Here is a 25,340-nt window from a genome sequence, read left to right as displayed (position 1 = left end):
GAATAAGTGGCGGAGTGCGGACGCTTGCGTCCGGTGGGTTCCGGCATGAGTTGAAGCAGGGCAGTGAATATTTCGATCAACCGGCGGTCAGCACGCAGGGGTGGGGATGCTGACCGCCGAAGCTCAGCCGCAAAGGGTAACGCCTTGGTGGGAAGGCGTCGGCTCTGCGGCTCAACGTGTCTCAGATCACGCCTGGCCGAACAGGCCGTGGATCGGATCGTATTTCAGGGAGATTTCGGAGACGCTGCCGCCGAACTTGGCAATGCTGGGCGTGCCGGCGATCTCGGTGATGATCGTCTGGCTTTCGAATTCGGCCTGCAACCAGACGTAGACATAGGTGAAGGGCGTCATGCGGATCGACTGGGTGGCGAGCACGGTCTGGGCCGAGATCGGCTTACGCTCATGCAGCTTCCTGTTGACGAGAGCGTCCTGGGCAAGACCGAAGGTCAGGGCCGGATAGCGATCGAAATCCATGTTGTTGATTGCAGCATAGGTGCCGGTATTTACCGGCAGCGCGCTGCTGTTTTTTCGGAAGGGGGCGAAGATGTTGTTGTTGGTGAATTCGTAGTATCCGCCGTCGAGCGCTGGGTCTCTCGAGGCTTCGCTCAGCTTATTGATAGATACGCCATGTTCTACGCTGTCGGTCGAAGCATAGATCCAGTAATTCTCCTCCCATTCGATGGTCGTGACCTGAAAGGGGTCGATATCGACCCAAATCACGTTCGGAGCGCCATTGCCGACCGGCTTGGCAACCGCCACACGCTGGCCGGCTTCCTTGATGAGGCCCAAGACATCGGTGTCGAATTCGAGAGACAGGGAATATTTCATTTTGTCAGATCCTTAATGGTGGTTCCTGTGATGCTTTCTGACGTTTTTTCCGTCTCGAAAGCGTTCCCATTTGCAATCTGATACATAAAAAATGCAATCCAAGGATATAATTTTATTTTATACAACTAAAATTAGATTCTCTGATGTTCTACTTGTAATGTTCAATTCTCCACTGTTTCTTGACAGAAAAAAAACACCAAAAATGAGCACTTTAGGGTCGTTTTTTAGGTTGAACACGCTCTTTGGTTGTGATTAAAAGGGAACCATTATGATACACTTATTGTTGATCTCACCTTTGAGACTTTAAATTTCATCTGTTATGAGTGTTTTTGCCTGATGCGTATTGGTTATGCTCGCGTTTCCACCAGTGATCAGAATCTTGATCTTCAACTCCAGGCGTTGGCGCAGGTGGGATGTGAGAGGATTTTTTCGGATCAGGGGCTCTCCGGCGCGACGCGGCAAAGGCCGGGTTTGATGGAGGCGCTTGCTGCACTCAAATCAGGCGATACGCTGGTGATCTGGCGCCTTGACCGATTGGGGCGCTCTTTGTCGCATCTGATCGAGATGGTCACGGAACTTGGAGAGCGGAAAATCGGCCTTTATTCCGTTAACGAATGTATCGATACGGCTTCGGCTGGCGGCGTTCTGATTTTCCACATCATGGGCGCCCTCGCACAGTTCGAGCGCAGTTTGATTTCCGAGCGGACGCGGGCGGGCATGTCAGCCGCGCGGCAGCGCGGCAGCGCCATAGGGCGGCCCGTCAAACTGACGACGCAGGATGTGGAGGTGGCGCGTGGTGCCATTCATGGTGGATCTGTCACCGTCCAGGGAGCGGCCCGCGACATGGGCATCAGCCGCGCCACGCTCTATCGCGCACTTAGACGCAAGAGCGCCTTTCAGTGAAGGCGAATGTTGCGGGTTGAGCCCGCGGCACAATTTCCTCTTACACCGCCTCCGGTCTATAGACTTGCGCAACAGGCGTCACGCCGCGACCTGATGGAAGAACTGCATGCTGGCTTCCACCGCATGCGGGATTTCGCTGGTGTGATTGCCTTCCACCTCTTGCGACGAGATGATGGCGTTGGCGGCCCGGGCACGCTTTATCAACAGGGCGGCATTGTCCTCGAAGCTGGTTTCGGTTTCGGCATGCAGCAGTTTCACCGGGCATTTGAAGCTATGGGCATAGCAGACGGCACTGCGCACCTCGAATTCATGCGGGCGGCTGTCGTCAAAGCGAATGTCTTCTGGATAGCGATTGAAAAAACGGAAGGCATTCGGATTGCCTGATATCGGCACGCTGGCGCGGAAGCGATGGGTGCTCATCGCGGCCAGCATGGCCAGCGTGCCGCCAATGCTGTGACCGGCCAGAAATACCCGCTCGCGGTCTACACCGGGCAGATGCGCCAGCCGGTCGGCTGCCGCCAGCACGTCATCCACTTCGTCGTAAAAGCCGGAGAAAATCCCCATCTGGCCGTTTTCACCGCGCATGGAGGGCATCATCACCACATAGCCGGCATCCGCATAGCCTTTCAGCGGCTCCCACTGGCCAGCACCCATGGCATTGCCGCCATGCAGGAACAGCACGGCGGGCTTCAGTTTACGCTCGCGTTTATAGCTGGACACCCAGGCCGCCAGGGTCAGTTCACCGCCACGCCCTGAGCGGTAGAAAATCCGGTTGGCGCCCGCAGGTGCGGTCAAGGGCTCATATTTGTCGGGGGCGGGGCCTTTTTGCAGCAGCCGGGTGCGAAAGCGCTCGCGCATTTTCATGTAATCGTGATGCAGCAGGCGCGGCTCAGCGGGAACGTCAAAAGCATGTGCGAAAGACGGTGCGGCCAGTGTGGCTGCAATGCCGCCAAGCAGTCCGCGCCGCGTCAGTATTGCTTGTTTGCCTGACGCGTCGTCATATCCCATGCCGAATTCCTTCATACCATTTATGCCCCTGCCGTTTTCATCCATGCAATGCGCACCTGTCTTTTATATGCCGGACCCGTTACGCAAGTCTTCAAATTCCGCAGCGGCTATGACCTTCACAACCGTTTCTGAATACATCCTGTCTGCGACATGCGCGGGATAGCGTATCGATGTTTCCAGAACACGATTGGTCGTGATTCGAATATTCCTGACGCTAGCGCATAAACGGTCAAACCGGAATCGGTTCAACACGACAATTATGTGCATCTACAATGGCAAATCAGCAGTCCGGCTCTCTGGCTTGGTGGCGATGGCTTATCGTGTCTGTAGACAGCTTTTTCGCCAAGACAACTTTTGTTGACCTGAAGATAGAGCAGCCGTTAGCCCGGAAAAGGGGCGGCATCACGACTTTCATCAGGCCTGATTTGAGGCGAGGGCAGCGCGCCAGCCCCTCTATCGTTTTCTCTGTTGCCGATGGTTTCAACATTCAGACATGGTGGTGGGGAAACCTGAAGGAGCTGCTTATAAATCTCGCAGTTGCATCGAATTTATGCGCGCTGTTGCCGGCGCCTAAAGCGAGGTTGGTCACAGCGCTGGCGAACGCCCAGTTTTTTGGCTGTTTTCGCGGGATTTTGGCGGATTGAAATATTTCATTCAAATTGAGCACGCTTCTTGCATTGTAAAAGGCACTGTATTCATATGGCTAAAACAAACGGGGATAGCGCCATTGGCATTTGATGAAATGATTACGGCGGACGGCAGCCCGCGCGGACCGTACCAGAAATATTTCGACTGGTATTCGAGCCAGGACCCCAAGCATCTGATCGCAAAATCGCGGGATGCGGAAACCATCTTCAGAAAGACCGGCATTACATTCGCCGTGTATGGTCACGAGGATTCCTCGGAAAAGCTCATACCCTTCGATCTCATTCCCCGGATCATTTCCGGCCAGGAATGGCGAAAGCTTGCCCAGGGTATCGAGCAGCGCGTTCTGGCGCTCAATGCCTTTCTGGACGACATCTATCATAAGCAGGAAATCATCAAGGCTGGCCGCATTCCCCGCGAGCTGATCGAGAACAATGTCGCCTTCCTGCCGGAAATGATCGGCTTCCGTCCGCCGGGCGGCGTCTATACCCATATCGTCGGCACCGATATCGTGCGCACCGGCGAGGGCGAATTCTATGTGCTGGAGGATAATGCCCGCACGCCGTCCGGTGTCAGCTATATGCTGGAAAACCGCGAAACCATGATGCAGATGTTTCCCGAACTGTTCCAGCTCAACAAGGTACAGCGGGTCGAGGACTATCCTTATCTGCTGCGCCAGTCGCTGGCTTCGCTGGCACCTCCCGGCTGCAAAGGTAAGCCGCGCGTTGCGGTGCTGACGCCGGGCATCTACAATTCCGCCTATTACGAACATTCCTTCCTGGCCGACATGATGGGCGTGGAACTGGTGGAAGGCTCGGACCTGCGCGTCATCGACGGCAAGGTGAAGATGCGCACCACCCGCGGCTATGAAGCGATCGACGTGCTTTATCGCCGCGTCGATGACGATTTCCTCGATCCGCTGACCTTCCGCCCGGATTCGGCGCTGGGCGTGCCTGGGATCATGGATGTCTACCGCGCCGGCAATATCACCATCGCCAATGCGCCCGGCACCGGCATTTCCGACGATAAGGCGATCTATTCCTACATGCCTGAAATCGTCGAGTTCTATACCGGCCGCAAGGCGATCCTGGAAAACGTGCCGACCTGGCGCTGTTCGGAAGCTGATAGTCTGGCCTATGTGCTCGAGCATCTGGAAGAACTGGTGGTCAAGGAAGTGCACGGCTCCGGTGGCTACGGCATGCTGGTCGGGCCGACCGCCAGCAAGAAGGAGCGGGTGCTGTTTGCTGAAAAGCTGAAGACCCGTCCCAGCAATTACATTGCCCAGCCGACCCTGTCGCTCTCGACCGTGCCGATTCTGGTCAACAAGGGCATCGCGCCCCGGCATGTCGATCTTCGTCCCTATGTGCTTGTCTCCGACAAGGTGCAGATCATTCCCGGCGGTTTGACCCGCGTGGCCCTGAAGCAGGGGTCGCTGGTGGTCAATTCCAGCCAGGGCGGCGGCACCAAGGATACATGGGTATTGGAGGACTGATGGTCATGCTGGGAAGAACTGCAAACGGCCTCTTCTGGATGTTCCGGTATATCGAACGTGCTGAAAACATTGCGCGTCTGGTGGATGCGGGGCTGCGCGTCTCGCTGACCCGGTCCGGTGCCACCGACGACGACTGGACTGGCGTGCTGCAAAGTGCCGATGTTCTGGATATTTTCCTGGAAGCGCATCCGAAAGTAACGGCGGCTGATGCCATCGACTTTCTGCTGCGCGACACGGCCAATCCGTCCAGCGTGATGTCGTGCATCGACAGCGCCCGCAACAATGCCCGCATGGTGCGCACCGCGCTGACCCGGGAAACCTGGGAAGCCACCAACGAATGCTGGATCGAGCTGAAACAGCTTCTGGCGCGCAAGCTGAAATCCGCCGACCTGCCGGAAACCATCGATACGGTGAAGCGGCGGGCAGGGCTGATCCGCGGCGCATTTCATGGCTCGATGCTGCGCAACGAGATCTATAATTTTGCCCGGATCGGCACATTCATCGAGCGAGCCGATAATACCAGCCGCATCCTCGATGTGAAATATTATGTGCTGCTGCCCTCGATAAACCAGGTCGGTTCATCGCTGGACAATATCCAGTGGGAATCGATCCTGCGGTCGGTTTCGGCGCATCGCTCTTATCGCTGGGTTTATGATGGCGACTATCTTGCTGCCAATATTGCCGATTTCCTGATCCTCAATGGACAGATGCCACGGTCTCTGGCCTATTGCTATGAGAAGATCGTCAGCAATCTTGCCTATATCGGCAAGGAATATGGCGAGCGGCTGCCTGCCCATGAAACAGCCGATAGCATTCGTGCGTCGCTGCGCTCCAGCAACATTACCCGGATCATGGATCAGGGCCTGCACGAGTTTCTCGATAATTTCATTTCCCGCAACAACCGGTTGGGGCATGAGATTAACGAGGGCTACCGATTCTACAGTTGAGCGGGGCACAAGCGATGCGTCTGAAAATCAATCATGTGACGGAATATAGCTATGACGAGCCGGTGCAGTTCTCGCTCCAGCGGCTCAGGCTGACCCCGATCGAAAACCCTGGCCTGCACGTGCTGTCCTGGACGATCGTGGTGGATGGTGCCAATGTCGAGGCCGGGTTCAACGACCAGTTCGGCAATCACACTCATCTGGTTTCCTTTGAAGGGGAAGCCAAGTCCGTGCGAATCGTCGCCTCGGGCGAGGTAAAAACCGAGGACCGCGCTGGCGTGTTTGGCGTTCATACCGGCTATGTGCCGCTTTGGCTTTATCTGCGCGATACGCCGCGCACCAAGGCCGGAAAGCTGGTGCGTGATCTGGTCAAAAGCCTGGCAGGGGACAACGAATTGGCCAGGATGCACGACCTGATGGCCCGTGTGCATGAACAAGTGCGCTATGAGACGGGGACGACCACCACCGAGACGAACGCCGAACAGGCGCTGGAGGCGGGGATCGGCGTGTGCCAGGATCATGCGCATATCATGATCTCGGCCGCCCGGCTGATGAACATGCCGGCCCGTTATATTTCCGGCTATCTGATGATGGAAGGGATCGAAGAGCAGACGGCAACCCATGCCTGGGCCGAAATACACCTTCCATCGCTCGGCTGGGTCGGCTTCGATGCCGCCAATAATGTCTGCCCGGATGCCCGCTATGTGCGGCTTGCCTCTGGCCTGTCCTACGCCGACGCAGCACCAGTTTCCGGCATGCGCATCGGCCTGGCGGGCGAAGACATGTCCGTAACGGTGAGCGTCGCGGAAACCGGTCAAAGCCAGTCGCAGAGCCAGGGGTGAAGGCAGGAGTTGCCGCCGCTTGCGGTGGGAGGCTCTCTTTGCAGCGCCGTGCGTTTTATAAAACGTGCGGCGCTGTAACACTTTAAGTCTGCTGGATAATTACCATTCCGGTTTCGAATGTCTCAAGCCTCTGATGCATGTGGCAATTCGAGATCTTGCGTGGCGGTGAGTATGCCGATCAGGAAATCCAGCACGACCCGCACCCGTGGTGCGTGGCGAATATCGTCATGTACCACCATCCATAATTCGCGCCGTGGCGGCGTGAGCCGGCTGGGGCATTTCCTGAGACGGGTATCATTATATCCAAGATAGTCCGGCAACAGTGCCACGCCGAGGCCGGAGGCGGCGGCCTGAACCTGGCTCGCGGCATCACTGCATCGCAGCGCAATGGTTCTCGACCCGATATGCTGCATCAACCAGCTCTGTTGCGGCAAAATATCATCCGCCTGAAGATAGGTGATAAATTCCCAGTCATCCTCCGCGATGTCATAGGTGTGGCTTGCGAAAAAGAAGAATGGGATATCGCGGAGTTTGCGGGCGACAAGTCCGTTCGAGAGTGGGCGCGACAATCGTAGTGCAATATCCGCTTCGCGCCGATTGAGATTTGCAAAATCCTTGTCACTCGACATCGTGATTTTGATTTCGGGATACTGGCGATGCAGGGAAACCAGTTTCGGTGCCAGCAAGAGCGATGCCAGCCCGGGTGGCGCGGAAATATGCACAGGTCCCGCCAATGCTGCACCGCCGCCTGCCGCCGCCCGTTCGACGCTGGCCATTGCTTCTTCGACGGGTAGTCCCAGGGTCGCCAGATCATGACCCTCTGCCGTCAGCCGGACTTCTCTCGCCAGCCGCTCCACCAGCTTTATACCGAGATCCACCTCTAATGCCGCAACCCTCCGGCCGACAGTAGTGTGATCGACGTGAAGCAGGCGTGCTGCCCGTGAGAAGCTACCCGTTTTGGCGAGGGTCAGGAAGCACCGATAATCATCCCAGTTCACTTGTGCGTTTCTCCACATGTACTGTGCGTAAGTATGCACTATCGCACATGAGCCTACCAGAGATACCAATGCACAAAGATGCAAATGCACCTCGCCTTGAGATGTCTGAAAATGGAATACCACAATGCTTGGCAAGAAGCCTTGGTATGACAGCGAGGGTGCGACACACAGGGAGTGAGCTGATGACTTTGGTCATGGAATTTGAATATCCTGGCGCAGCGGATGTTTTGCAGCCGGTTTCGCATGACATCGTCTCTCTCAAGCCAGGTGAAATTCGCCTGCGGCAGACGGTGGTCGGTGTCAATTATATCGACATCTATCACCGGAGCGGCGCCTATCCTTTGCCCTTGCCGGCGGTGCCGGGCGTGGAAGCCTTGGGCGTGGTTGAAGAGGTGGCGGATGACGTTACCGATTTCCAGGTTGGTGACCGGGTGGTCTATGCGGGATTGCCAGCTGGCAGCTATGCGGCCAGCAGGATCATTCCGGTCTCCATCGCCGTAAAGCCGCCTGCGGAGCTTGATGACGAGATTCTCGGTGGATCGTTTCTGCGTGGATTGACCGCGCATATGCTGCTTGAAACCGTTGGACAGGTGGTGCCGGGGCAGGTGGTTCTGGTTCATGCTGCGGCAGGCGGGCTTGGCCTGATCCTGACGCAATGGGCGAAGAAGAAGGGCGCAAAAGTCATCGGCACCGTCGGATCGCAGGCAAAGGCCGAGCTTGCGACACAACACGGCCTCGACCATGCTGTCCTTTACAAACAAAGCGATTTTGTCGATGTGACATTGGGACTGACGAAGGGCCGGGGCGTTGATCTGGTCATCGATGGTGTGGGTGGTGATACCCTTGCCGGAAGCCTGCGCGCCGTGCGTGTTTTCGGACTGGTGGCATCGATCGGGCAAACCGCAGGCGCCTTGCCGCTCATCGATCCCATGAGTCTTGTCAATCGATCGCTCATTCGGGCGAGCATTATTTCTCTCCTTGCCGATCGGGATGCATACCGGCGAGCAGCTGAAGCGTGGTTCGAGGTGCTGAAAGCCGGTTTCAGCCTGCCGGAAGGCGCGCGCTATTCCTTGGCGCAAGCGGCGCAGGCCCATGCCGACCTGGAGGAAGGACGAACCTCCGGCTCCGTCAGGCTGATCGTTTAGCTTTTACCGCTGTTGTCGTGCCGCTCTTGGAAACTAATTCCGGTTCTGTCCGTTGTGCTGTAGAGTTCTTGGCAAATCAGGACAGGCGCGATGTTGTTTGGACAATCGATCTTTCAATCCGTCGTCGAGCGGCTTTCCAACGAAGAGGCGGAAAAGGCCGAACGTGAGGGTGGGGCCAATCACTACCGCGTCTCTGGATTGAATACCGGCTTCGTTCAGGAAAACAGCCACGTGCCACAAGCCGCCGCGGCGTGGGCGCAAGAGCAATATCTCGAGCTGATGCCTGATGAGGAAGCTGTTTCCGAGGCAGAATTGGCCGAGGAAGAGGTGGCTCCCCCTGAAATGCCCGCCTACCTCGCGCGTCTTGCGCCGGAGGAAGTTGCGGAGGATCTGGGTATTGCTGATAACGACGAGGCTTCAAGCTTGAAAGCGAAGCGGAGAGCGTTTGCGCAGCTCAATCACCCGGACCTGGTTCATCCGTTATTTGCGGATGCGGCTCATACCCGGATGACCATTGCCAATCAACTGATAGACCAGGCCCTGAAGACAAGATCTTGAAAACTCAAGTGCTTGAAAACCTAAGTGCTTGAAAACCCAAGCGTCAGGGAAAAGCTCTTGTTCGTCGGGCCAGGCAGGCGATAGCCGAAATTTTCATGGAAAAAATGAAGCCGCATTTCAATGCGATAACTCAGGTCCGGATATGACACCGGACCTGAGTCTGATTGACCATTACTCAGAAATCGACTTCAGCAATTCAATGAGCTGATCGCGTTTTTCCGATCCGCCGAGCCGACCAATGAATTTTTCCTCATGCTCGCGCCACTTGGGCAAAAGCTCTTCGAGAAATGCCGAACCCTTGGACGTCAGGTGAAGAAAATAGACGCGGCGGTCCGTATCCGAGCGACGGCGCTCGATAAGGCCCTTGTCTTCCAGCCCGTCGACGATCGCGACGAAATTGGCCCGCTGGATCGCCAGCGTCGAGGCGACGTCGCTTTGTTTCATTCCGGAATTACCGGCAATGATCGACAGAACGGAAAAATCAGCTGGCCGGATATCATGACCGCCGAGAACATCCTGAAAGTCCTGCAAAATGGCCAGTTGTGCGCGCCTAACGCGAAAGCCGAGTGAATAGGCTAGCCCGGAATAATCGACAACCCCTTGTCGAACACCGGCGCCCTCACCAATAAAATGTTGATTGCTCATGCCCCTAGACTACAAACCTCCCGTGACCAATGCCCGATCCCACAATCCGGCATGTTCTGACTCTCAATAACAGTTCATCTTTACCCTTCTTAACATATGGGTACAAGATAATTCTTTAATTGAACGATTTCTCCCTGAAACAATATAGGAGTAAAACAGCTGTATCCACAATCGCTTATTTTAGAGGTGCCTTTTTCGGCAGGCAGGCTTCTGTGGATCGAACACAAATTCACCATTGATGCGGCCACCAGACTAGGCTATGTACCGCTTCGCACCACAAGTGCTCATCTGAACGCACCCGTAGCTCAGCTGGATAGAGTGTTGGATTCCGATTCCAAAGGTCACAGGTTCGAATCCTGTCGGGTGCGCCACAAATTTCCATAGTAAATTTGAGTTTGAAATTTTTGCGTCGTTAAAATCAAGTACTTAGCTCACGTGACGCTTCTTCCCGATGGCGAGATGCCAGTTTCTGCGATACAAACTGCGCAACAAATTGGGATACAATTGATTGTATGGCGCGTCATAAATCAGCCTCTGACCGCATTAAGCGGCGCGAAGGAATCTTCTATTATGTGCGGCGCGTGCCAACGGCTTTGGCGCGACTCGATCAACGAGGCATTGTCCGCGTCAGCTTGCGAACGGATAGCTGGACGGCAGCAGTCAATGCTGCAGTCGACGCGGAGCGAAATCTCGAAGCGCTCTGGGCAGCGCTGGCAAAGGGTGAAAGCAAGTCTGCTTGGGACCGTCACAAGGCCGCCGTCAGTCGCGCCCAGTTGGAGGGCTACATCTATCGCTCGGCATCGGAGCTGCACGACGGGCCGCTGTTGGATCTGGTGCAACAATCAAAAGCGGTTGTTGGTCGAGGGGCAGACAAAAGTGCTCGGCGCGCATTGCTTGGTGCAGAAGAGCCTCCTGCAGTCACTCTGTCCGATCTCTTCATGGCTTATGAACAGGTTACTGTGCCTGGTCAGGTGCAGAAGCGAGAGGATCAAAAGCGACGGTGGAAGGTGGCTCGCGAGCAGGCCTGGCGAGAGTTCGTTGATTGTTTGGGAAGCGAGGTAGAGTTTGCCAATCTTACCCGTATTCATTCCCGAAAATATCGAGATTGGCTTGCTGCACGCGTTGTGGGCAGTCATATCTCGCCCGAGACGGCCAATAAGCATATGATGCTCGTCAGTAGTATTATCTCGACAATGGCGACGGAATACAACTTGGATCTTCCGTCGTTGTTTTCCAAGTTGAAGCTGCAATCAATCCAGCGCCGCCGGCCATCGTTCACGCGCGACCATGTCGAGAATGTTCTGTTGCGGCCTGAGGCGCTCTGCGGTCTGAATAAAACAGCGCGTATGGCAGTCTATCTGGCCATTGAAACGGGAATGGGCGCGGAGGAACTGTGTGCTCTGCGTCCGGAAGATATTCGTCTGGATGGTTCGGTGCCTCATGTGCGCCTGACACCACGCACCGGGGCGACGCTCAAGACGGAATTTCGCGAGAGAACAATTCCTTTGGTGGGCGTGTCGCTTTTGGCGGCAAAACAGGTCCCGAACGGGCTGGAGAGGTACTTTGATAAGGCGGCTTCGATGTCGACCGCGATCAATAAGTATCTGCGCAAGAACGGGCTTTTGCCGTCTGACAAGCACAGCTTATACTCACTTAGGCACAGCTTCCAGGATCGCCTGAATGAGCAAAAAGCACCGGAGCGTATGCAGGCCGATCTAATGGGGCATGCGTTCAGCCGTGAAACTTATGGTGACGGGCATCCCATCTCACAGGTACAGGAAGTCCTCACGGCAATGGCTTATCGGTTTGAGCCAGCCGCGATTGATCTGGGTTGATTTGCGATTAGCTGCCGTGCGCGGCTGATCGTATCCCTGCGATTTTCGCGGGAGATTATTTCATTGTCTAGGCGCTCAAAAAGCGGTGCATAAGTCGCCGCTTCGTCGTGTTCACCTTCATCTTCGCAAGCGGCAATTGCTTCAGCAACGCCCTGGCGGGCCAGATAAAGATCTTCCATACTGACGATCATGGAATGACCATATGCTTCGCAGTTGCCTTGATTTCACACATCAGCTTTTCCCTTTGATAATGCGAACCGTGTCGATAAATCCGGGCCGGCCGTGGAGTGCCTTCTGTTCCGCCTTGAGGCTGTTGGCGGCAGCGATCGTGACGGTGTGGCCATCGCGGAAGCGGATGCGGAAGAGCGGTCGGCGCGGCTGCTGTTTGGATGGGGTGCTCATGACGTCCTCTTCCTGATGGCCGTGATGCGGGCACGGATCATCGATCGCAGTCCGCTGTGCGGCTGCGTTGGCTTGTTGGTGGTGCTGTGGGAGTTTGATCCGTTCGCAAACCGCAATGGCCCGGTTGCGGAACCCCAATCCGACCGAGTTGCTACCCGGTAAGCGGGGTGGGTCGACAAGCTGCTGGGTTAGGTCGCGTCGAACAGCCGAACGCGATATGCGACCGCCGCTGCATTGCGCTGCTGACTGTCCTTGCTGATGCCGGCGCTGAGGAGGTCAGTCTCGGTCTGCGGGCCGCGCTCCTGATAGAGCGCGAACATCTGAGCTCGATCACGCTCGTCTTCGGGTGTGAGGGTGTCAGTCTGCTGCATGGGGTTCATCCTCATTTTGTCCTGCAGATTAGGGCGCGGCGCACACCGCGCTGCCGGTTATCCGCAGGGATAAGCGTAGCACGCTGCAGACGAGGATAATATGCGCAAACGGAATTTCCTGAGCAAGATAAAAATGCGCAAACACATAATTATTTTTCGGTGAGCGGATAATCCGGATATTTTACCGCGGCTTGATCCAGTCGATCGGCGCGGCCCACTCGACGATCTGGTCGATCATATCTGGGTAGAGCGCATTGATGCTGGTCAGCGTCCAGGTGTTCGGGGTTGTGCCCGGGCGGACGGTTTTGACAAAGATTCGACCATCCGCCAGCTGCACGACGGCGCGCCTGTTGACCATCTCCGAGGGCGGCAAGGTCTTGGAGTAGAAGAGGATGGTTCCCTCTTCATAGGCGGGATACATCGATTCCCCTGACACCTCAACGGCAACGGTGTTCTGATGGGCATCTGCCGGCGCATCGACATCGCTTTGCCCGCCATCGTCGATGGCGTAGATTTCCTGGCCGGCGCCGACCTTGCCCATCAGCTTGACGCGCTTGAACGGTTTGCTGTCCGGGGTGCCGAACTCCGTGTTGTAGAGTTCGCGGATAGCGTCGCGGTGGTGGCCTTCCGGCTCGGAGCCGGACTTCCATCGATTGACGGTGGATTGGGACACGCCAAAATGGGCTGCCAGCTTCACCTGGTTCCATTTTTTCATGCTGAGCAGTTGGGCTATGTAGGTCGCGATATCCATGGTCATGTGGGTACTATAGATCGGCGAAACTAAAAAATCCGTTTATGGATAAAATCGCCTTTTCATGATATCTGTTTGCGCATATTATGCGCGAATGATCCCGATCCTGCTCAGCCTTATCCGTCCGATCGATCCTGACATCGATAACGACCAGCCTGTCCCGGCCGCTGGCGACGATGACGGCATGCTCGATCTCTTCGATATCCTCGGTCTCTGCGGTCTCATCGATCGTTTCGATCTGCGCACTCTGGTGCGCGCAGGCGGTGCGTTGTGAGCGGCGAAGCGACGATCCGGCGCGGGGTGCGCAATGCGCACTATGCTGCCATTCCCAATCATGTGTTTGAAGATGCCAGGCTGTCGATGGAGGCGCGCTGGCTGCTGTCTTATCTGCTGTCCAAGCCCGACAACTGGACAGTGGTGATCGGCGACATCGTCAAGAAGGGCAATTGCGGGCGCGACAAGGCCCGCAAGATGATCGCCGAGCTGGTGGAGACCGGCTATGCGGAACGCGAGCAGACCCGCGCCGGCGGCAAATTCGGGCCAACAATGCTGGTGATCTTTGACGAGCCGCGCCAACCAGGCGTCGCCAATACCGACGCCTATGATGTCTCCGATACCGCCGAGCTGACAGAAGCGTTTGATGCTTCGGAGACGGCAGATGCGTCTGATGCTTCCGACACATCCTGTCATTCCGACGGCTTTGCCGGAGCCGATGCGGCATCCAAAAGCGTTGCATATCGACCGCAGACTGAATTGCCGTCGCCGGCAGAACCGTCGCCGGTTTTACCGGCGCCGGTAAAATCGGCCCTTAGTAATAACTCAAATCTAGCAAAGACTGACTCCTACCAAGGGGAGGGCGCGCGCGAACCGGCTGGGGACGGTCGTGGTGCCGCTGATGTCGATGACAGGGCGGCAAGGCGACTGGCGCGCGCCCGGATCGGACAACAGTTCGACACCTGGTTCAAGCTGTGGCCGAGGCCCGGCAATCCTGACTTTGCCCGCAATGCCTGGTTTGCGCTGTCGGCTGATGAGCGGGAGGCCTGCATCGAGCGGACGCCAGCCTATCTGGCTTGGACAGCACGCGAGGACCTGACGGTACCTGCCGTCTACCTCAAGGCACGGGCATGGAGGGAGATGCCTGAGGGTGTGACGGGACATCGGGTTCCAAGCGATGCCCGGACGCATGCCGACGCTCGGACACATCCCCATTCCCATGTCCATGCCTGCGCCCAAACTGATCCCCACACCCGTTCCCACACCCACGTCATCGCCAAGGTCTGCGGCAAGCTCTGGATGGGTCGGCATTTCCAGGCCCTGCTCTGCGAGCCCACAGGCCAGCTGGTGATCACGGCTTTCGATGAACGGCGGATTACATCCGGAGCGATCAGCCGGGAGGCGCTGGCTTGGGAGAAGCGCCGTGACCATGGCTGGCCAATGGTCAGCAAGATGCACGATCTTGCCGGGCGCAACGAGCCGTTCAAGACGACGACCGACATCCTGCCGCTGGTCACCAGCTTCGAGACGGTCGCGTGCGGCAGCGCTCTGTTTGCGGCCTGGCGACGGCTGCACGAGCGCCGCGGCTGGATGTTCGTCGATGGCCTGAGCGACTGGATCTCGTTTCCGGCGATCGACCAACAACAACCCGATCTCGATGTGGCGGTCGAGGCTGCCCTTGATCACTTCACCACCAGCCTGAGCAAGGGACGCACCTATGATGGAGCATAACCGTGACCGTAACCAACAGACCGTCATCTCAAACGAAAGGCTCTTGACGCTGGCGCGTGTCACAGCCGTTGAGGCCAGACGGAAGCGTCAGATCGCCATGGCACGGCACGACCGTCCTGACTTCGATCAACTCGCCCGCTGGGTGGTGGCGCGCTGCAAGAGCGGCCTCGAGCAGGTCATCCGCGATGCGCTGACTGAGCAGGGCATCGAGTGCTGGTGCCCCTGCGAGCGGCGAAGACTGCCGCCCCGCCGCCGCAAGCCGGCGATCGTCGTCGAGCGGGCGCTGTTTCGGGGCTATCTGTTCGTGCGGATGATCCCGGACAACGAGGCCTATGCCGGGCTCCTGCTGGCCTCCAGGCTGCAGAGCCTGATGGGCCGGGATGGCAAGCCTTATCTGATGCCCGAAACGCTGATGCGCCAGCTGCAATTATCCGCCAAGACTGCGGAGAGACAACACATGGATGCCTGCGGTGTCCCGCCGATGCCTGATATGCTGGGCAAGCAGGTGACGATCCGCTCCGGCCCGTTTGCCGATTTCGTGGTGACGGTGCGCAAGGTACTGTCGAAGCGGGGCCAGGTGGTGGTTGACGTTCCGATGTTCGGTGGCATGAGTGAGGTCACTATGGGTGTGGATGCCATCGAGGGGTGAGACGAAAGCTCCAGAGACAGAGACGTCTTGAAGCTCGGATTGCCACGACTGCCTGATGGCTCCGAAGGTCCGGTGGGCTCCAAGAGTAGGACGAATAGGGGGAGGGGGTGAGTTTGCCTTGAACCCGATCCGCCTCCTGCACCGGCGTCAGTCATTCGTGTGCAGCGAGCGGAAATTGGAGACAAAAAGCCACTCTGAGAGAGCACGGAAACACGAGGCAGGAGGTGAATGTCTAAATGCCAGGAAGGGCCGTCTCACTTAGAGCCGGCGCTCAGCCGAGCTGTCGCGTTCCGACCTTGACTTAGCTTCATTTTAAATAGAACATAAGGTGAACATTAATTGGAGGCTTGTCATGAATTCGGCCGATACCGTGATAGAGAAAGCCAGGCAGGAACTTTCCAAAATCAGGGCAGCGCGCGCGCTAGGTACATGACGCAGCGCCTCGAAATGCAGCGCAGGGCCGAGGCTGCCATGTATCGGCCCGCGACCGATATTCTGAGAAAGTTTGGCGGTCAGCAACTCACGCTCGACATTGGGGTTGGTGATGATATCAAAGCCCATTGAATCTCCAGTTCACGACGAGGTTGCTCACCTGATCGCGTGGCATGACGGCGACCCTAGGATGGCAATCCGCACGCTGCTCACAGACTGCCGTCGCCTTCACGAGCAGTTGCGGCTCGCGGCGCTGGCCATGGGGCACTGATATACAAGAGGCTGGAAGCCGATCGATGAGTTTGAGATCGATTGCGCTGACGATGTCGCGACTTGAAGTCGCCGTTGGAAATTCCGCTTGGCAACATCGGCCGCCATGTCTGGTATGAAATGATATCCTGTTGCGGAGCTTGCACAGGGATGATGCTCCGGTTGAGCAAACTTACTCAAATGGGCTTTGTTACTCGCTGGTCGGCGCAAGGAGGCGGTCGTAGTGGTTCTGTTCGGCTAACAAACACTTAGCAACGGAAAGTGGAGCCGGTTTTTAGTGAAGACATGGCACTCGGGGCGGAGCTATGGGCGGGCTTCCCGGGGATTCTTGAACCGCCTGATCGTTGACTACGTCCATGTCATCCCCCTCCAGTGGAGCGAGTGCGGTCGTGGGGATCACTGACACAGATAGGTCGCGGAAATTCGCGCTCCAGGCTGTACTTACGCCAGACCCTAACAGTCCTCGGTTTTAAGAGCCTCGGCATCGAGCAGCAACTTGTTCAGGTGTCGTGACTCCCGTCATGGTTCAGCAAAAGGAATTATGGTGAAGTCGGCTAAAGACATATCATTGACAACTGCTTTGTAAATGATGATGATACAGACCTGTCTCATCCTTTGGAAGCAAGCTATGAGTTCCCCCTACGGAAATGCGGAAAAGCGCCTTAAGATTGTCGAAACGGCCTACGGCTTATTCAAGCGGAACGGATTTCACGCGACTGGAATAGACCGTATCATTGATGAAGCGGATATTGCGAAGATGACGATGTATCGCCATTTTCCAACTAAAAATGCGCTTATTGTCGAGGTTTTGCGGTATCGTGCTGCGCGTTTCGAGCGACAACTGGATGAATTACAAGAAAATGCAAGCAGCCCACAGCACAAGATCGACGAGATATTCTGTTGGTACGAGCGCTGGTTCAAAACCAGCGAGTTTTATGGCTGTGTATTTCAACACGCACTGGCGGAGTTCAATGATCCGCGCAGTCAAGTAAATAAAGCGGCTGTAGCCCAGAAGCTCGGACTGCAGGAACGAATGCGAAGAATCCTCTTGGATTGTATGTCACCTGAATCTGCGGGCAAGATCGCAACAGCGCTCCTAATGCTTCTTGAGGGCGCAACATTGCTCGCACAGATGGGACAAGGACTGAACGCGATTGATGATGCCCGATTAGCTGCTGCTCACCTCGTTAAGTGCGCGGGTGACGCATGAGCGCTGTGGTTATCGGCCTCGCTATGTTCGCAGCAATTTTACACGCGACATGGAATGCTTTTCTCCGTACCGGGAAAGATCGCCTCTGGACGGTTACAGTCATGAGCTTTTCGAGTACCGTTATTGCAGCTCCGTTCCTCTTCTATTATCCGATACCAGCGTCCCCCGCATGGATATATATCGCTCTGTCGGCGATACTTCAGGTCGGCTACAGCGTCTTTCTTGTTGCCGCTTACAAGTATGGAGAGCTAGGACAGGTTTATCCGATCGTTCGAGGTACAGTGCCGGTTTTGGTCACAGTGGGCGGACTTCTATTTGCCGGTGACCATATCACACTCTTGCAAACGGCTGGCGTTGCACTCGTAGCAATCGGAATCATGAGTCTTTCTCTCGGTAAAGGCCGTGCTGCGACGGCTTCGATTCTGTTCGCTCTTGCTACGGGGGCGATTATCGCCAGCTACGCAACGGTCGACGCTCTGGGTGTGCGGGAGGCGATGACGACTGGAGGATATACCGCCTGGGTCCTCGTGCTTTACGGAATACTTTTACCCCTAACATTCAGGGTTTTTCGCGGAAAGCTAATCGTCCCATTTGATGAAATGGAGACATGGAAAGCTCTCGGTGGCGGACTATTCGCCATGGTCGGATATGGCGTCGTCGTGGCAGCCTTCGCGCTCGGTCCCGCAGGACCGATTACCGCTCTTCGGGAGACGAGTGTTGTCTTCGCTGCTTTGATTGGCTGGTTTTTCCTGAAAGAAGCTCTGACGTTCAAGCGTATCGCGTCATGCGCAATAGTGGCTGTGGGGGCGATCTGCTTAGGGATCTGAATATTGCGAGCCGTATCCGTTCACAAAAACGTTCGGTGAATGGGAATTCAATTCTTGGTGTATTTCGGGTGTCAGGATGATGTTATCGGTTTCTCTTGCCGCGCTCAGAACATTCGTCGAAGTAGCCCGCCTCCGGAGCTTCAAGGATGCGGCGCAAAGCTTGGGTGTGACCTCCGGAGCAGTAAGTCAGCAGGTCAAGCTCGTTGAAAACAGATTGGATGTCACTCTATTCGAACGGTCCGGCAGAAATGTTAAACTCACGGAGCAGGGCTTACGATTGCTGGGGGCAATCCATGTACCTTTTGAACAAATTCGCGAGGCTGTTGAGGATTTTGACAGACGCCGTTCAGCTCGTAACGTCGTCCGAATTGTGACACCGATTGCCTTGGCTTCGCATTGGTTGGTCCCGCGCATGGATAGATTTTCGAGGCGGCATCCCGACATCGAACTACATATCGACACCGCACATGCGGAGGGTGTTCGCCGACAGTTATTTGATATCGCCATCCAGTACGGCAACGAGACAGCTCCCGGCGTCGAGGCTAAACGCTTGCCTTCTTCGAAATTAGTGGTCGTTGGAAGCCCGCAGCTTCTTGAAGGAGCTTCTCCTATCCGCGATCCCAGTGACTGTTTGAAATTTCCACTGTTGCACGATCACGATAGGCTTAACTGGCCTGCTTGGTTTCGGGCGAATGGGTCCACGCATCTGCCTGCTGCCTCAAGAAAAGGCCTTAGTTTTGCGGATGAGTCGTTGTTAGTTGCAGCCGCGGCGGCTGCTCAGGGGTTAGCCTTGGTTAGAGATATCCACGCTGAAAATCTGCTGTTACACGGCCGCCTCAAAATAGCCATTGAAACATCCATGGAACCGTTTCAATCATATTATCTCTTGACCCCTTCATTGGTCAGCCAGCGACCCGTTGTAGATGCGTGCAAGAATTGGATACTATCTGAGATGGCAAGGCCAGTATTCCTCGATCTCCTATCGAGGCCATGAGCAACGGTCCGATTTGTGCTTAAATTGAAAGAATTATCGTTCCTGCAAAAATGCTTTGAAGCGAAGCGCCACCTCTGCTGGTGATAGAGTCGGCCTTCCGAGATTTTTCATTGAACCGGGCGCAATGCGCATATGTATCATTGTCGGTCCGACACTACGAAACGCATTGGCTACGGCAGTTTCCAAACCTTCCAAATCGTCGCACGTCCAAGCAGAGCAGTACCCACACGAAATTGCTACAGCTGCAAAATCGACTGATGGTGATACCGTCGCCTGCCCACCGGTACTATCGTGGACACCGTTGTCGAGAAGAAGGTGAATATAGTTCGCAGGGCGCCGAGCTCCGATCGTTGCTAAATTCCCCAATTTCATGAGAGCCGCTCCGTCGCCGTCGATCACGATCACCCGTCGCTGAGTCGTTAACGCTATCCCGAGAGCCATGGCGCTCGCGGCCCCCATGGAACCGACCTGATAAATGTGCTGTTTCCGATCTTCCAAGGTAAACAGCTCCCGGCCGCATTTTCCCGTTGTAGCGACCACTGCGACGTCGTTGGGAATCGTGGTTAAAAGCCTTTCCAGCACCGCATGCCGACTCGGTCTGTGGCCCCCGATGGTGAGGTTTGTATTTGGGCCTGATACACCGCGCTCTATAATTGAAACCTCATCAAGCGCCGAATTAGCGACAGCATCACGGGACATTATCATGGCAAACGGGAGACTCGATGTCGCCATTCGGTTTCGGGCGTTTTGGAGAGCAGGTCCAATATTGGCTTCCAGCGCTGGAAACTCGTCCGACGGAACATCAATGACCGCCAGCAGCTCTTTGGTAATTCTGCCCATTAGAACATGCTGAGGCTCGTCAGCCTCGCCAGGTTTTCCGCGCCAGGTCACAACTAACAGCGTCGGTATCCGGAATGGGTAGTTGAGTGAGGTCAACGGATTCACTGCATTCCCGAGACCGGAGTTTTGGCACATTACTACTGTTTGCCTTCCGGCCAACCAAGCTCCAGCCGCGATTGCAACGGCCTCACCTTCACTCGTTGCACCAACGTAGTTTGCATCGCGCCGGCTGATCACTCGGTTGATCAGTGGCGAGAGATAGCTGCATGGAACCCCGGAGAAAAATGAAAATCCGTTCGAGATAGCCGTATCGATGAAGCTGTCAGCCGAAATCATGTTTCACCTAAAGCTTGCAATTTGATGAGCATGGCATTTCCTGCCCAGTTAATTGGCCGGAGCAACCTATGCATGGCACAAGTCCCGTCATTGGCGGCAGGTACTTGCTTTCGGCTGCTGAAAGCTCATCTTGTTTGGTTAGACGGAAAATCTCATCGACGGTTGCAATACCGCCTTCAACATTGACAAGGCACTGCTCGGCCTGGATTTTTCTAGCTGTGTCTGCCATGGCCGTGATAGATGAACGGATCAAATGGTTCGCCCAGATCACAGTGGAAATGCCGGCGTCCTTGAACGTCTGGGTCGGCGTGCGATAATATTTGGTGGGCACGATCACAAGCGGGCACCGATTAGCCCAAAGCCTGGAGAACTCGACGATTTCGCCGGCGTCATCTTTTTTCGAGTGAATCAAAATCGCGTCGGCGCCGGCTTGGTGGTACGCTTCGGCACGGCGCATCGCCTCCATCATGCCATGACCGGCGATCAGGGCTTCAACCCTGGCTATGACACAAAATCCGTCGTCGTTTCGAGCATCGAGCGCCGCTTTAATTCGACCGGAGAATTCGCCAATTTCGGCGAGAGGTTGTGCCTCTCCGATGAACGAATTTGTCTTTGGAAACAACTTGTCCTCGAAGCACACGCCAGCCAGCCCTCTGTCGCACAGTTTTCGTACGAAGCGCCGAGCATTGTTGAAATTCCCATATCCGGTATCGCCGTCAACAAGGATTGGAATAGACGCGGAATCGGCCATGTACTCCAAGACGTCGAGGACTTGTGTCCACGACGCCTCATTATTGTCTCTCAGGCCCAACATTGCTGAGATCGATAACCCGGATGCCCAGATACCGTCGAATCCCGCTTCCTCAACGATCTTCGCGGACAAGCCGCTGTGGGCTTCCATCAGAAAGGTCAATTCAGAGCGATGGATAAGGCCCCGGAGCGCAGTACCGCGTGTAAGGTTGTCGACGTAAAGGGAGTTTGTTGCGATGTTCATATGGCTTTACCTCACATCTCAGCTAAGGCGGGAGGACGGCTTGTCTCGGATGCAAAGTAATGAGCGGGACCGTTGCCGCGCAGGAAACGACGGCGAGCGAGCAGTTCGGTCTCGCTTATGTAGCCGCCTCTTAAGATACGCTTGACACCTTGACTACCAAACTCTCCGCGACCATGCAGGATGCGGCGATTGTCCCAGATTACGAGGTCCCCGTCGGACCAGTTATGTGAGTACGCCGGAGAAGCGCTGACCAGTCGTTCCTTGAAGATTTTGTAAGCCCTGTAGAGAGGCAACATGTCGTCGAACTCGACGTTGTCGAAGAACATCTTCGATGGGTTGTTCAAAAGCCGCTCAATGGAACCGTCTTTTGCAAGCTTTATGATCGGCGCGATATTCTCGTAAATCTTGCTCGCCTGGGGATATTCAGCCCGATTAATAACGGCGATCCGTGTAAGAGCTGCAAATGCCTCCGGTTCTTCCGACCGAAGACCGATGGCGGCGGCAAGGCCGTCGACGAAACGTGTGCTTCCTATCCCGCGCCTTGCACACTCCGGGCTTACATCGAGTCCATAAAGGAACTGGAAATCTGGTGGTGGGGAGTAATAGGGAATATCCGTATGCAGCGGCAGCTCTCTTGTGCTGAACGCCACGCTATCTGTTGTCGCTTCCGGTTTCACATTCAGATCGAAGAATTCACCGAAATATGTCCGGTCGAGAAAGCCCGCAACACGATCAGTAAAGGTTTCGAAGGAGACCTTTCGAATCGGATCTCCCTTAAAGGTGACCACTCCGAAACGGAGAAGTGCATCCAAGGCTGCCCGCAGGGTCTCATCTTCATGTTGCGCCTGCAAACTGCTAAAGCGGGCCTCCGCAGGAAGCTCCATCCCACCCCAGAGTTCGTATGCCGGCTTTGCTCCTTCAGGCCTTGGTGGGACTTGATGAGAGTAATCTTGCCGTGCGAGCCACGATAAATCGTACTCGCTTTTGTGTCCTCCCATCCATATTATCCTGAGGGTACTGCCAGCTTCTCCGATCTCGACGGGACGAATGTCGATAGGAATTGTGCTGCTGTCGAAATATTTCTGGCGGCTATTCTTGTTAAAGCACTGGCTGCACGGACATTTGTCACGAAGCCAAATCCAGTGATACCGCCGTGTAATGCCATTACCGGCGTCAACGCTGAGATAATCATCATGTTTCTCAATCATGGCACTGCCCTTTTCAAGCTTGTTGGCACATGCGACCCCCTCCCGGAGGTCACGCCGTGGGGATCAAATTCTGTTTAAGGCCATTGCAGGTAGCTGTTGGGAAAGCGAAACGGCAGCCTGCGCCCCGTGGTCATCATGGCCGCGTAGAAGCGTTGTTCCGATCAGCCGCTTGGGCATGAAGTCGGTTTCAAGGACCCGGACTGCTTCCGATATGTTGGCTCTCCCGCACATGAAAATATCGATCGCGGCGTAGTCGTGCTCTGGCCAGCTATGGATGCTGATGTGAGACTCCGAAAGAATAACGATTCCGGTGACGCCTCCAGACGGAAAATGATGCATATTTGACTGAAGGATCGTCGCGCCAGCGGAAAGGGCGCATTTGCGCAAAGTTGCTTCGACAAAATGGGGGTCGTCCATTCCTACCGCCCCGAAGATCTCACCAATGTAGTGCGACCCGAGACAGCTTTGACCGTCGATCTCCACGTAGGAGCCGTATTCCCCTGGAATATTTAAATGATCCATTGGTCTCTCCAGCCTATCTTTTCACAATACGTTTACCGGGCGGCGGCCCAGTAGATTATACCTTCGTAGAACTGGTCTCCTTCGATACTGATTTGTTCGCATTCGAGAAGCCGTAGACCCGCACCTTCGATCGACGACCGAACCAAGGACAGATCGAGATAGGAATTGTTATGACCGCTAGCGTTCATGAATTCGGGGCGCCGTATCCAATCCGCGCCGATTGTTCGGCCGCCCGGCCGGAGATGGCGTGCTATTTCCGCGAAAACGGACCGGTACTGGCTGCTACTGCTACTGATCGCGATGTTGCCAAAAGCCGTTATCAAATCGAAGCCGTAGGAATCCAACATCGTAGGCCAGCGTGTAAGAGTGTCGAAGACGATATAATCTCTCACTGCTGAGCGAATCTTTCGGATATGGTTGCTTTCTAGATTGAAGTGCCCAACAGACCATTGATAACATTCGGGTAAACTAGATCCCTCGATAAAGTGTTTGAGAATAAGAAGGGGCTCAGGCGCAATGTCCGCGCATGTGATCGAGTTCAGATCGACAACTGGAGTGTACCAAAATAGCGTCGATGTCCCTGCGCCTAGATCCAAGGCATCGCCTGGTCCGCCGAAGCGGTGCATGGCGGTAAGAATATGCTCGGCTCCTTGCGCCTCAACGAAGGGACCGCTGAAATATGAGTCCATGTAGCCTTGGAAATAAGAGAGAATATCTGGGCGGACTTCCACATTCGCGAAATCCGTTATCCTGTACGCATCCACTTCATTCGAAAAGCCGCGTGAAAGCTTCAGTGATGAGCCTGGCTGATGCTCATCAGGCAGCGTGAGACAGAAGATCATTCGAGGATCTCCAGTTTCGAATGGTTTGAAGTGGTAGTCACCATAACAGGCGGAAATGCTGAAGCCGCACGATGCTGCCAAACCGTTGAAGCTTTCCTGCGTGTAGATGGTGAATGAAGTCGACGTTTCTGTGAGGTACGATTGTCCGCTTTCTCCGGTTATGTGGTACCGAAAGCGAATTTCAAGATCGTCATCCTTATGATGGCGCTGCAGATGCTCCGTACGTATCCGAGGAAGGCCGTCTTGTGGTTATGAGTGAAGGTGAAGATTCTGTTTGTCGCGATTAACAGCGAGAGACAAGGAGCGTCACGTGAGTTCTCACAGGATCGATTTACCGCGTAAGGCGGCAGGCACCCGACACTGGCCTGCGGCGTTAAAAGAAGAGATTGTTCTGGCAACGCTTGAGGCTGGCGCGACGGTGGCATCGGTGGCGCGGGGATACGATCTGGACCCATCTCAGATTTATCAGTGGCGCAAGGCTCTGAAGGTTTCGCGGCTCTCATCTCAGGAGGTTGCAACGTCACCGGAATTTCTGCCCGTGCAGATTTGGGCAGCAGCTGATGGTGAGCAAGCGTCGGTCCAGGAACATGCAGGCCAAGAACAGGCGGAAGCTCTGTCTTGCCCTGAGCGTGGGTCAGTGACATCTTCGATTTCGGGAGCGATCGAAATTCAGGTTGGACCGCTGCACCGGGTTCGGGTTTGCAATGATTTTGCCTCCGACACGCTGGAGCGCGTGCTTGATGTTTTGCGGCGGCAACAATGATCGCGCTTCCGTCTGGCCAGGATGTGCGTGTCTGGATAGCGACAGGTTATACGGACATGCGGTGTGGATTTCCATCGTTAGCGCTTCGGGTGCAGGAGGTGCTGAAGCATGAACCGCTCAGTGGACATTTGTTTTGCTTCAGGGGTCGGCGCGGCGACCTGATCAAGTTGATCTGGCATGATGGCCAGGGCAGTTGCCTGTTCACAAAAAGGCTTGAGCGGGGCAAGTTCATCTGGCCTTCTGCGGACGGTGGCGCGGTGGCGATCTCGCCTGCGCAACTGTCTTATCTGCTGTCTGGGATTGACTGGCGAAATCCGCAACAAACATGGCGTCCAACAAAGGTTGGATAGCAATATTCAAT

30 protein-coding genes and 1 tRNA gene are annotated in these 25,340 nt (G+C 55.5%); 18 read left to right on the top strand and 13 right to left on the bottom strand.

Annotated features, from left to right (window positions below):
• Positions 1 to 186: 186 nt before the first annotated feature.
• Positions 187 to 828 carry a hypothetical protein gene (locus tag AVI_RS13570; RefSeq protein ID WP_041696989.1) on the bottom strand — a complete coding sequence of 214 codons (642 nt, stop codon included), beginning with the start codon at positions 826 to 828 and terminating at the stop codon, positions 187 to 189.
• A gap of 336 nt (positions 829 to 1,164) precedes the next feature.
• On the opposite strand from AVI_RS13570, the gene AVI_RS13565 reads away from it, so the two are divergent.
• Entirely contained in the window at positions 1,165 to 1,731 is a 567-nt protein-coding gene (locus tag AVI_RS13565; protein WP_015916876.1) for a recombinase family protein, read from the top strand.
• Between the two features lie 78 nt (positions 1,732 to 1,809).
• On the opposite strand, the gene AVI_RS13560 is transcribed toward AVI_RS13565, so the two are convergent.
• Positions 1,810 to 2,739: an alpha/beta hydrolase family protein gene (locus AVI_RS13560; RefSeq protein ID WP_049777307.1), complete on the bottom strand. Its 930-nt coding sequence runs from the start codon at positions 2,737 to 2,739 to the stop codon at positions 1,810 to 1,812.
• A gap of 272 nt (positions 2,740 to 3,011) precedes the next feature.
• Between AVI_RS13560 and AVI_RS13555 the strand changes: the two genes are divergently transcribed.
• From AVI_RS13555 to AVI_RS13540, 4 genes are all read left to right on the top strand, one after another.
• On the top strand, positions 3,012 to 3,383 hold the full coding sequence (locus tag AVI_RS13555) for a hypothetical protein (RefSeq protein ID WP_041696987.1): 372 nt from the start codon (positions 3,012 to 3,014) through the stop codon (positions 3,381 to 3,383).
• An 83-nt stretch (positions 3,384 to 3,466) separates the two neighbouring features.
• Positions 3,467 to 4,876, top strand: a complete 1,410-nt coding sequence (locus AVI_RS13550; protein ID WP_041696985.1) for a circularly permuted type 2 ATP-grasp protein — start codon at positions 3,467 to 3,469, stop codon at positions 4,874 to 4,876.
• 5 nt (positions 4,877 to 4,881) lie between these two features.
• Positions 4,882 to 5,823 (top strand): alpha-E domain-containing protein, encoded by a 942-nt coding sequence (locus AVI_RS13545; protein ID WP_041698170.1) that lies wholly within the window; start codon positions 4,882 to 4,884, stop codon positions 5,821 to 5,823.
• 14 nt (positions 5,824 to 5,837) lie between these two features.
• Positions 5,838 to 6,662, top strand: coding sequence for a transglutaminase family protein (locus AVI_RS13540; RefSeq protein ID WP_015916872.1), 825 nt, complete (start codon positions 5,838 to 5,840; stop codon positions 6,660 to 6,662).
• Positions 6,663 to 6,784: 122 nt separating this feature from the next.
• On the opposite strand, the gene AVI_RS13535 is transcribed toward AVI_RS13540, so the two are convergent.
• Complete coding sequence (locus AVI_RS13535) at positions 6,785 to 7,660, bottom strand: LysR family transcriptional regulator (protein WP_187152363.1); 876 nt, start codon at positions 7,658 to 7,660, stop codon at positions 6,785 to 6,787.
• A 182-nt stretch (positions 7,661 to 7,842) separates the two neighbouring features.
• Between AVI_RS13535 and AVI_RS13530 the strand changes: the two genes are divergently transcribed.
• Together AVI_RS13530 and AVI_RS13525 are read left to right on the top strand one after the other, a co-directional pair.
• Entirely contained in the window at positions 7,843 to 8,805 is a 963-nt protein-coding gene (locus tag AVI_RS13530; RefSeq protein ID WP_015916870.1) for a quinone oxidoreductase family protein, read from the top strand.
• Between the two features lie 90 nt (positions 8,806 to 8,895).
• Positions 8,896 to 9,363, top strand: coding sequence for a hypothetical protein (locus AVI_RS13525; RefSeq protein ID WP_015916869.1), 468 nt, complete (start codon positions 8,896 to 8,898; stop codon positions 9,361 to 9,363).
• Positions 9,364 to 9,534: 171 nt separating this feature from the next.
• Here AVI_RS13525 and AVI_RS13520 read toward each other — a convergent pair whose 3' ends face one another.
• Positions 9,535 to 10,008: a MarR family winged helix-turn-helix transcriptional regulator gene (locus AVI_RS13520; protein ID WP_015916868.1), complete on the bottom strand. Its 474-nt coding sequence runs from the start codon at positions 10,006 to 10,008 to the stop codon at positions 9,535 to 9,537.
• A 294-nt stretch (positions 10,009 to 10,302) separates the two neighbouring features.
• Between AVI_RS13520 and AVI_RS13515 the strand changes: the two genes are divergently transcribed.
• Both AVI_RS13515 and AVI_RS13510 read left to right on the top strand, forming a co-directional pair.
• Positions 10,303 to 10,379: transfer RNA gene (locus AVI_RS13515), tRNA-Arg, on the top strand.
• A gap of 141 nt (positions 10,380 to 10,520) precedes the next feature.
• Positions 10,521 to 11,843 (top strand): tyrosine-type recombinase/integrase, encoded by a 1,323-nt coding sequence (locus AVI_RS13510; protein WP_015916867.1) that lies wholly within the window; start codon positions 10,521 to 10,523, stop codon positions 11,841 to 11,843.
• On the opposite strand, the gene AVI_RS29665 is transcribed toward AVI_RS13510, so the two are convergent.
• On the bottom strand, positions 11,807 to 12,034 hold the full coding sequence (locus AVI_RS29665; protein ID WP_071207818.1) for a hypothetical protein: 228 nt from the start codon (positions 12,032 to 12,034) through the stop codon (positions 11,807 to 11,809). The two genes, AVI_RS13510 and AVI_RS29665, sit on opposite strands and share 37 nt — an antisense overlap.
• Positions 12,035 to 12,125: 91 nt before the next feature.
• Between AVI_RS29665 and AVI_RS13505 the strand changes: the two genes are divergently transcribed.
• Positions 12,126 to 12,407, top strand: coding sequence for a hypothetical protein (locus AVI_RS13505; RefSeq protein WP_041696983.1), 282 nt, complete (start codon positions 12,126 to 12,128; stop codon positions 12,405 to 12,407).
• Positions 12,408 to 12,433: 26 nt separating this feature from the next.
• Here AVI_RS13505 and AVI_RS13500 read toward each other — a convergent pair whose 3' ends face one another.
• Both AVI_RS13500 and AVI_RS13495 read right to left on the bottom strand, forming a co-directional pair.
• Positions 12,434 to 12,616: a hypothetical protein gene (locus tag AVI_RS13500; RefSeq protein ID WP_041698168.1), complete on the bottom strand. Its 183-nt coding sequence runs from the start codon at positions 12,614 to 12,616 to the stop codon at positions 12,434 to 12,436.
• Positions 12,617 to 12,797: 181 nt separating this feature from the next.
• A complete protein-coding gene (locus AVI_RS13495) occupies positions 12,798 to 13,373 on the bottom strand; it encodes an XRE family transcriptional regulator (RefSeq protein ID WP_015916866.1) in 576 nt (191 codons plus the stop codon).
• 58 nt (positions 13,374 to 13,431) lie between these two features.
• On the opposite strand from AVI_RS13495, the gene AVI_RS13490 reads away from it, so the two are divergent.
• The 3 genes from AVI_RS13490 to AVI_RS29165 are packed head-to-tail and all read left to right on the top strand — an operon-like array spanning position 13,432 to position 15,741.
• Positions 13,432 to 13,641 (top strand): hypothetical protein, encoded by a 210-nt coding sequence (locus AVI_RS13490; RefSeq protein WP_041696981.1) that lies wholly within the window; start codon positions 13,432 to 13,434, stop codon positions 13,639 to 13,641.
• Positions 13,638 to 15,092, top strand: coding sequence for a helix-turn-helix domain-containing protein (locus tag AVI_RS13485; protein ID WP_015916865.1), 1,455 nt, complete (start codon positions 13,638 to 13,640; stop codon positions 15,090 to 15,092). The genes AVI_RS13490 and AVI_RS13485 overlap by 4 nt, the downstream gene beginning before the upstream one ends.
• Positions 15,079 to 15,741 carry a transcription termination/antitermination NusG family protein gene (locus AVI_RS29165; RefSeq protein ID WP_015916864.1) on the top strand — a complete coding sequence of 221 codons (663 nt, stop codon included), beginning with the start codon at positions 15,079 to 15,081 and terminating at the stop codon, positions 15,739 to 15,741. The genes AVI_RS13485 and AVI_RS29165 overlap by 14 nt, the downstream gene beginning before the upstream one ends.
• 312 nt (positions 15,742 to 16,053) lie before the next feature.
• Here the strand turns inward: AVI_RS29165 and AVI_RS30575 are convergent, their stop codons facing one another.
• Entirely contained in the window at positions 16,054 to 16,302 is a 249-nt protein-coding gene (locus AVI_RS30575; protein WP_041696979.1) for a hypothetical protein, read from the bottom strand.
• A gap of 769 nt (positions 16,303 to 17,071) precedes the next feature.
• Between AVI_RS30575 and AVI_RS13470 the strand changes: the two genes are divergently transcribed.
• From AVI_RS13470 to AVI_RS13460, 3 genes are all read left to right on the top strand, one after another.
• Positions 17,072 to 17,653, top strand: coding sequence for a TetR/AcrR family transcriptional regulator (locus AVI_RS13470; RefSeq protein WP_015916862.1), 582 nt, complete (start codon positions 17,072 to 17,074; stop codon positions 17,651 to 17,653).
• On the top strand, positions 17,650 to 18,480 hold the full coding sequence (locus tag AVI_RS13465) for a DMT family transporter (protein ID WP_015916861.1): 831 nt from the start codon (positions 17,650 to 17,652) through the stop codon (positions 18,478 to 18,480). The genes AVI_RS13470 and AVI_RS13465 overlap by 4 nt, the downstream gene beginning before the upstream one ends.
• A gap of 76 nt (positions 18,481 to 18,556) precedes the next feature.
• Positions 18,557 to 19,474 (top strand): LysR substrate-binding domain-containing protein, encoded by a 918-nt coding sequence (locus AVI_RS13460; protein ID WP_015916860.1) that lies wholly within the window; start codon positions 18,557 to 18,559, stop codon positions 19,472 to 19,474.
• A 33-nt stretch (positions 19,475 to 19,507) separates the two neighbouring features.
• On the opposite strand, the gene aepY is transcribed toward AVI_RS13460, so the two are convergent.
• From aepY to AVI_RS13435, 5 genes are all read right to left on the bottom strand, one after another.
• Positions 19,508 to 20,650 (bottom strand): phosphonopyruvate decarboxylase, encoded by a 1,143-nt coding sequence (gene aepY, locus AVI_RS13455; protein WP_015916859.1) that lies wholly within the window; start codon positions 20,648 to 20,650, stop codon positions 19,508 to 19,510.
• A gap of 7 nt (positions 20,651 to 20,657) precedes the next feature.
• Complete coding sequence (gene aepX / locus AVI_RS13450; protein WP_015916858.1) at positions 20,658 to 21,644, bottom strand: phosphoenolpyruvate mutase; 987 nt, start codon at positions 21,642 to 21,644, stop codon at positions 20,658 to 20,660.
• A gap of 11 nt (positions 21,645 to 21,655) precedes the next feature.
• Positions 21,656 to 22,852, bottom strand: a complete 1,197-nt coding sequence (locus tag AVI_RS13445) for a TauD/TfdA family dioxygenase (RefSeq protein WP_015916857.1) — start codon at positions 22,850 to 22,852, stop codon at positions 21,656 to 21,658.
• Positions 22,853 to 22,915: 63 nt separating this feature from the next.
• The gene (speD, locus tag AVI_RS13440) at positions 22,916 to 23,374 is read right to left on the bottom strand and encodes an adenosylmethionine decarboxylase (protein ID WP_049777225.1); all 459 of its coding nucleotides are present in this window, start codon (positions 23,372 to 23,374) and stop codon (positions 22,916 to 22,918) included.
• Positions 23,375 to 23,406: 32 nt separating this feature from the next.
• Positions 23,407 to 24,216: a class I SAM-dependent methyltransferase gene (locus AVI_RS13435; RefSeq protein ID WP_041696977.1), complete on the bottom strand. Its 810-nt coding sequence runs from the start codon at positions 24,214 to 24,216 to the stop codon at positions 23,407 to 23,409.
• Positions 24,217 to 24,526: 310 nt separating this feature from the next.
• Between AVI_RS13435 and tnpA the strand changes: the two genes are divergently transcribed.
• Both tnpA and tnpB read left to right on the top strand, forming a co-directional pair.
• Positions 24,527 to 24,979: an IS66-like element accessory protein TnpA gene (gene tnpA / locus AVI_RS13430; RefSeq protein ID WP_015914914.1), complete on the top strand. Its 453-nt coding sequence runs from the start codon at positions 24,527 to 24,529 to the stop codon at positions 24,977 to 24,979.
• Positions 24,976 to 25,329, top strand: coding sequence for an IS66 family insertion sequence element accessory protein TnpB (gene tnpB / locus AVI_RS13425; protein WP_012650519.1), 354 nt, complete (start codon positions 24,976 to 24,978; stop codon positions 25,327 to 25,329). Before tnpA ends, tnpB begins: the two co-directional genes overlap by 4 nt.
• Positions 25,330 to 25,340 lie beyond the last annotated feature (11 nt).

Source organism: Allorhizobium ampelinum S4, assembly GCF_000016285.1.
Classification (GTDB): domain Bacteria; phylum Pseudomonadota; class Alphaproteobacteria; order Rhizobiales; family Rhizobiaceae; genus Allorhizobium; species Allorhizobium ampelinum.
This window is presented reverse-complemented; position numbering and strand designations above follow the sequence as displayed.